Genomic DNA, 6,650 nt, shown 5'->3' with positions numbered 1-6,650 from the left:
AGCGCAGTCATCAGCGCAGCGATTCCGAACCCGATACTTCCAAATAGAAGCTGACGACTCTCTCCGCCTTCTATTCCAGGAAGACGTTCCATAAGCCATGCCGCTCCAGTGATCTCATCCGTAGTCGCGGTGGCCTGAGTTCCACTGGATTGCTCGTGGATTGGAACCGCTACAAAGAGTATGGCGTCATGCGGTCCTTCAAAGCGAAATGTCTTGACGGCGTTTGCTGCGACGGCTTCACGCGCAAGATTTTCAATCGTGGGCCGTTCGCGGTCTGGCATACCCTTCTCTGGCCCTGGTCCCTCATGAGTTGGAAAGGCGTATCCAATTAGGGCATCGGCTCTGGCAGCGTAGAAGCCGCCTTCGATCCCATCCTCGTGCTGCAATGTTTCTGTAGTGACCTCTTTGAGGAGATCGGGTCTTGGATGCGGTGGCCCATCGGGTTGAGGGCGTGGCGGCGGTGGAGGCACAGCGGGGGGAGGCGGTGGCGGTGGAGGACCCGGCTCAATCGTGAGCAGCGAGTTAGCAGCGGTCCGATGATCGGCATAGTTCCGTGCGAGATTGGAGGCCACGCTGACAAGATGATGCTCGGTCAAGGAAAGCGTCTCCGCGTGGCGGTTGCGAAGGAATGTAAACAGGCTGATCGCCGCTGCCGCGAGGAAGAAGAACGTCAGGACAACAAGTAGCAGGATGCGTGAACGCAGGCTTCTCCAAAAGATCTTCGGCATTCGGCTCCTCCCTGGTCATCCTTCTGATGCAGCTTCTATCGAGCATCTATCCCTATCGTAAGCAACTTGGCGGCCATCGGTGAGCGTGCCCGATATTGACGCCTGTTATAGGGATCACTGGCTCACATCGGCGGTGATACGAAACGCGACTGTACGCAATCCGCACATAAGCTGAGGGGATTGCGGACAGAGTAAAGATGCTGTTGGTATCTCGAAGCCGCAAAGATGCTGCGATTGAAGGATTTTGGTGGTTTTCGATGAATGGCACGCCATTTGCTTTATGACGGGCAGAGGTATCGCCGATGAACATTCCAGCTTCCCTACGAATCATCGCTCTTGGGCTCGCACTTACCTCCGTGGCGTTTGCCCAGACTTCCCCTCCCACACCACCAACTCCACCCGCAGATGCTCCGCAGAGTCTGCCTGTTGCACCTGCGGCCACTTCACAAGTACCCATTGTCACTCAGTCCTCGCGTGTCCGCGCCTTCAATCCAGGACCAGGCGGAGAGGTGCGCAGTCTGTACCTTCAAAATGGCAGTGTTGTTGACGTAACACCCGCCCTCGGCGGACAGCTAGGTGCTGCGGTTCGCAAAGGCGAAAAGATCACTGTGACCGGAACGCAATCGGAGATCAACGGGCAGTCCCTTCTTGAAGCAGCGAGCATCCGGCTGAATGACCAGACGTTCTCTGCGAACATGCCCCCTGGAATCCCTTCTGGCCCTGGCGCACTTGCTGAAAGTGCGGTCCCCCCTCCGCCTGGCGCACCGCAAGCACCTCCGCTTACATCCTCATCACGGCGCAAAAACAAGGCCGCTGCACCCGCTCCGTGCAGCGTTTCTGATGACGCACCTCCGCTCCCTCCTGACTTTGGTGGCCCTCCTCCCCCGCCTCCAGACGGAATGGGACCACCACCGCCGCCGCCCGATAGTATGGGACCACCGCCGCCTCCTCCTGACGGGATGGCTCCGCCGCCACCTCAAAACTGAGGAGCCACTACGATGCGTATGCAAGTGAGCCCTTCAGACTGCGATATTGCTCCCGACTGGATGTGCGGACCCTACAGCTCCGCCATTCGGGCCGGGGCCGCATCCTAGACGGCATCTGATAGCTACGAAGCGAGATGAAGATTGCCGCTGCCGTCCTTAGCCGGTGGCACGGAAAAGCATTTGCCTAAAGTTCGAGTTTCTGAAGGAACTATGGAATCCAACTCCACCATCGCACCTGAGAAGAGGAAGAGCCTCCACGCCCTCGAAGCGACGAACTTCTTTCTTGCCGATGTACAAACCGGCCTCGGTCCGTTTCTCGCAGCGTACCTGGCAGGAGCGGGATGGGAGCCGGGGCGCGTCGGAATGGCGTTGACCATCGGCGGCATCATCACGGTTGTGTTGCAGACTCCCGCTGGTGCAATCGTCGATCAACTCAAGTCGAAAAGGCTGATCCTTGTTATCGCCTCAGCCGTCCTCGCGTCGGGAGCAGTTCTGCTTAGTGTGACTGCCACTCCCTGGTCGGTGTACACGTCTCAAGTCCTGATCGGAGGAGCAGGGCCATTTCTGGGGCCAACACTCGCAGCAGTCACCATGGGAATTGTCGGTGTCACCTTCTTTGATCGCCAGTTTGGGAAAAACCAGTCCTTCAACTCAGCCGGCAACGTGGCCTGTGCGCTTCTCATTGCGGGCGTGAGCCACCTGTTCGGAAATCGGGCCATCTTCATTACGGCTGCGGTGCTGACTGTACCCACGGTACTTGCCATCCGAGCGATCAGGAGCAAGGACATCGACTATGACCTTGCGCGTGGCGGGGCGATCCAAGTGGACGGTAAAGAAGTCCCTGCAAGAGTGCCCGTGATGAAAACGCTGCTTGGAGACCGGATTCTTCTGGTCTTTCTCGTCTGCGCCTTCCTCTTCCACTTTGCGAATGCAGCCATGCTGCCGCAGCTCGGCGAGATGCTTTCGCACGGTGCGCGGGCCACTGCGGCACCCTTTATGTCGGCCTGCATCATCGTTACGCAGGTTGTCATTATGTGCTTCGCCCCTGCTATCGGACGGTTCGCCAATCTGCATGGTCGGAAACCATTACTCATGGTTGGTTTTGGAGTGCTTCCGATTCGCGCACTGCTCTACACTCTGACCCACAACACGGAGAGCCTGATCGCTATCCAAATACTAGACGGCATTGCGAATGCGATCTTCGGCGTCGTCTCGATCCTCGTCGTTGCCGACCGAACCCGCTCCACAGGCAGGTTCAATCTCGTCCAAGGCAGTCTCGCAACTGCGGTCGGGATCGGCGCGGCTCTCAGCACCACTTTCGGCGGAAAACTCATTCAGCATTTCAGCTATCGCATATCTTTTCTATCTCTGGGAACCATCGCTGCAATTGCATTTGTCCTGTTATGGACGGCGATTCCTGAGACGCTCCCGGAGCGCCACGAAACTGATGGCGATCCCTCTTCCCCAGCCATTACCCAGGAGCTTTCCGCATGAACCATTCCGCATCGAACCGTCCGTTTCAACCCCAACCCGCCGATGCTGCTGGCGTGATTAGCTGGGTTCATCTCGGCGATCTCCACATGACCAAGGCTGGTGAGCAGAACCACCTCGATCTGATTGAAATTGTGAACGATGTCAATCGAGCACTTGCTAGTTCGGTGAGCTTCGTCTTCTTACCTGGAGATGTTGCCGACGACGGCAGCCGCGCTGCTTACGCCGTTGTGCGCGGAGAACTCGATCGGCTCAACGTACCGTGGTGCGCGATCATCGGCGACCACGATGTTCACGAGAAGAGCTTCGCGAACTTTTTGGAGGCGATGTCGGAACGAACTCACTATGCATTCACGGTCGCCTCCGTTAGGTTTGTCGCAATGAATGCGTTCGATGTGCCGCACCCGGCATCCTTCACCGTAAGCGAGGATCAGATGGCATGGGTGAAGCGGGAGTTGCAAACGGCGACAGATGCAGGACAGACAAAGGTTCTTTTGCTTCACTGCTACCCAAGCGATCTGAAGGTCGGCGGCAGCGAGTTGATGGAGGTCGTTCGCAACTTAGGCGTGTGCCTCATCGACATGGGCCACACTCACTACAATGAAATTGCCAACGACGGGAAGACACTCTACTCGGCAACCCGGTCAACCGGGCAAATTGAAGAGGGGCCGGTTGGCTATTCCATAACCAACATTGACAGCAACATAGTGAGTTGGCGATTTGTTGAGTTGGGTAAGCTGCCCGTCGTGATGATTACCTCGCCGAGTGATGAGCGCCTGCTGACGAATTCGAGCGAAACGCCAGAAGGAAACCTAAAGGTACGAGCGAAGTTCTGGGGCGAGGCCGAGGCAGTGCGGGCAACTGCTCATCTCGATGGACGCGACGTGTCTATGAAGCGAGTAGGAAATAGCCAAGTATGGGAGGCAAATGTGTCTGCTCCCCACGAAAGCGTCTATTCCTTGGCAGTTTCAGTCGAGGATGTACGCGGGAAAGTTGCCACCGATGAGATTCGTATTGCGGTCGGACAGCGTGCGGAACGAGAGTCGGTGGAGCGCGATCAGGACAATGCGTTGGAGGCTTGGCCGGAGCATGGACTGCTCGGCACACAACTCGGGCCAAACAAAAACGGGAAGAAGTGGTGATGATACCTACAGAGATCGCGCACGTTGTTCTGCCTTTTGTTGTCGCCGTAAGCATCGCACTGATGCTTACGCGTCCGCGCGGAATTTCCGAAGTCTGGTGGATCTCAGGCGGGGCGCTTCTTTTGATCTCACTTCGGCTCGTACCGCTGAAGTTAGCGGGGCAGGCCGTCGCTAAGGGCACCGATGTTTACCTGTTCCTCATCGGCATGATGCTCCTGAGCGAATTGGCACGGGAACAAGGTGTCTTCGATTGGGTGTCCTCGGTAGCGGTCCGCGGGGCGCAAGGCAGTTGCTCTCGTCTGTTCCTGTTGGTCTATGGGGTGGGAACGCTTGTGACCATCTTCATGTCGAATGATGCGACGGCGGTCGTATTGACACCAGCCATTCTGGCGGCTGTCCGTAAGGCAAACGTCTCACCCCTTCCGTACCTGTTCGTATGTGCGCTGATCGCAAACGCCGCGAGCTTTGTGTTGCCTATCTCAAACCCCGCGAATCTGGTCGTGTTCCATACGGGAATGCCGCCGCTGGGCCGCTGGCTCGCTGACTTTGGCGTTCCATCACTGCTCTCGATCATCGTGACGTTCCTGGTGATGCGTATTCTGTTCCGGGATGAGCTTTGCAAGAGCATCGAGTGTGAGGTTGACGAGGTGAACCTGAGCGGCAATGGAAAACTGGTACTCGTGGGCCTCGCCTTGATGATTGCCGTCCTCCTGACGGCTTCCGCCATGAAGAAAGACCTGGGACTGCCAACCTGCCTCGCGGCGCTGGTGATAACAGGCATCATCTCCGTCAAGTCGAGAAGCAATCCCATCAAGCTCGCTCGCGAGATTAGCTGGGCAACACTGCTGCTGGTCGCAGGCTTGTTTGTCATGGTTGATGCTGTCGAGAGCCAGGGTGCCTTGAACCTGACACAACAGTGGCTTGCCTGGGCATCAAGTCTCGGCCAGAGCACAGGCGCAATGATTGTCGGTTTCGCCGTGGGCATAGCAAACAACATCGTGAACAACCTGCCCCTGGGACTGATAGCGGGCGGCACCATACAAGCCGCCCACACGAAGGGACTAATGGCGAATGTGGTTTTGATTGGCGTAGACCTCGGCCCAAATCTGTCCGTCACCGGATCGCTGGCAACGATTCTCTGGCTACTGGCACTTCGCAAAGATTCTGGAGGAGACGCAGAACGAGAAAAGCTCGATGTGAGCTTCTGGAAGTTTCTGAAAGTCGGGGCAGTCGCAATGCCAGTGGCGCTCTTTGCCGCGCTCGGCGGAGCGATCCTGATGCAATTGCTGCTTGGACAACGCTAGATACACAAGGAGCGCAATATGAATGCCGGATGGATTCTCCCCTTCATCATCCTTGGAGGCGCGCTGCAGAGTTGCGGTGCCGCCATGAATGGTCAACTCAACAAGTATGTCGTGAATCCATGGCTGGCATCGGCCATCTCGTTTGCCCTGATTACCTTCTTCTTCGCAGGGGCGTCGTTGATCCATCCCAGTCCGTTGCCGACGCAAAGAGAATTGGCTGCGATGCCATGGTGGGCTGTCGTTGGCGGATTGGTTGGCGCAGTGCAGGTGTACGCCGGTCTCACATTGGTCAACAAGGTCGGAGCCGGCCCGTTTGTGGGATTCACGGTCACAGCTGCGTTGATCACCTCGCTGCTCATTGACCATTTTGGCTGGTTCAGAATGCAACCTCATCCGTTGAACGCGGGGCGGATCATCGGAGGATTGCTCTTAGTCGGCGGCATAACACTCGTAGCCAGGTTCTGAAATTCGGCGATTCGAAACCAGTCCACGTCTAAATTGTTGATTTCAGAATGTTGGCCAGAGACGGCTTTGTTCAGTGATGCACACCCCCTTCCAGATCGTAACGGTCGGAAGTGTACTGGACCCACGGCGTCATATCGCAGCTTAGCTTCTTTATGTAGCCTCTAACTCATTGATTAGGAGCGGCATACGGTCTAGCCTGAGTCGCCCACAAATTGAGGGGTTCGGATTGGCTTTTCTTAGTCTCCAGGTCAAAGCTTCCCTAGACCTCGAGGCTCATGAAGTTTCTGAGACCAGATAGTACCTGCGGTGTGGGTCTTGTGGCCCGCTTCCAATCTCTGCGATCAACCCCCGCTCCACGAGTGCTGCGAGACGTGTTCGGGACGCGCGCGGAGAAAGTTTGATTTGCCTGGCGATCTCAGAGGTTGAAAGTCCAGCCTCCAGACTCGTGGAGAGCGCGGCAAGGATAGCTTCGTCGCGGACGTCTCTTGCGGACGCACGACGGGGCGTAGCCGAAAGCGTGACTCGAAAATGCGT

Annotated in this window: 5 protein-coding genes and 1 pseudogene; 4 read left to right on the top strand and 2 right to left on the bottom strand. The window is 56.8% G+C overall.

Going from position 1 to position 6,650, the window contains the following annotated elements; all coding sequences use genetic code 11:
* A pseudogene (locus ABSG47_RS19885) lies at positions 1 to 728 on the bottom strand (sensor histidine kinase); the annotation flags it as partial.
* Between the two features lie 1,196 nt (positions 729 to 1,924).
* On the opposite strand from ABSG47_RS19885, the gene ABSG47_RS19880 reads away from it, so the two are divergent.
* From ABSG47_RS19880 to ABSG47_RS19865, 4 genes are read left to right on the top strand one after another with little or no spacing between them, the layout of a single operon-like run.
* On the top strand, positions 1,925 to 3,208 hold the full coding sequence (locus ABSG47_RS19880) for an MFS transporter (RefSeq protein WP_424171974.1): 1,284 nt from the start codon (positions 1,925 to 1,927) through the stop codon (positions 3,206 to 3,208).
* Positions 3,205 to 4,347: a metallophosphoesterase family protein gene (locus ABSG47_RS19875; protein ID WP_424171971.1), complete on the top strand. Its 1,143-nt coding sequence runs from the start codon at positions 3,205 to 3,207 to the stop codon at positions 4,345 to 4,347. The genes ABSG47_RS19880 and ABSG47_RS19875 overlap by 4 nt, the downstream gene beginning before the upstream one ends.
* Complete coding sequence (locus tag ABSG47_RS19870; protein ID WP_424171977.1) at positions 4,347 to 5,651, top strand: arsenic transporter; 1,305 nt, start codon at positions 4,347 to 4,349, stop codon at positions 5,649 to 5,651. The genes ABSG47_RS19875 and ABSG47_RS19870 overlap by 1 nt, the downstream gene beginning before the upstream one ends.
* Before the next feature lie 18 nt (positions 5,652 to 5,669).
* Complete coding sequence (locus ABSG47_RS19865; RefSeq protein ID WP_424171968.1) at positions 5,670 to 6,116, top strand: DMT family transporter; 447 nt, start codon at positions 5,670 to 5,672, stop codon at positions 6,114 to 6,116.
* A 273-nt stretch (positions 6,117 to 6,389) separates the two neighbouring features.
* Here ABSG47_RS19865 and ABSG47_RS19860 read toward each other — a convergent pair.
* On the bottom strand, positions 6,390 to 6,650 hold a 261-nt coding region (locus ABSG47_RS19860; protein ID WP_424171965.1), incomplete at its 5' end, for a winged helix-turn-helix transcriptional regulator.

The organism is Occallatibacter sp., from assembly GCF_049510455.1.
Lineage (GTDB): Bacteria > Acidobacteriota > Terriglobia > Terriglobales > Acidobacteriaceae > Telmatobacter.
The sequence above is the reverse complement of the archived record's forward strand: the minus strand, read 5'-3'. Positions and strand labels throughout refer to the sequence as shown.

Excerpts from the sequence above, each read along its gene's own strand:
- ABSG47_RS19880 (WP_424171974.1), top strand. The coding sequence starts at position 1,925 with ATGGAATCCAACTCCACCATCGCACCTGAGAAGAGGAAGAGCCTCCAC.
- ABSG47_RS19875 (WP_424171971.1), top strand. The coding sequence starts at position 3,205 with ATGAACCATTCCGCATCGAACCGTCCGTTTCAACCCCAACCCGCCGAT.
- ABSG47_RS19870 (WP_424171977.1), top strand. The coding sequence starts at position 4,347 with ATGATACCTACAGAGATCGCGCACGTTGTTCTGCCTTTTGTTGTCGCC.
- ABSG47_RS19865 (WP_424171968.1), top strand. The coding sequence starts at position 5,670 with ATGAATGCCGGATGGATTCTCCCCTTCATCATCCTTGGAGGCGCGCTG.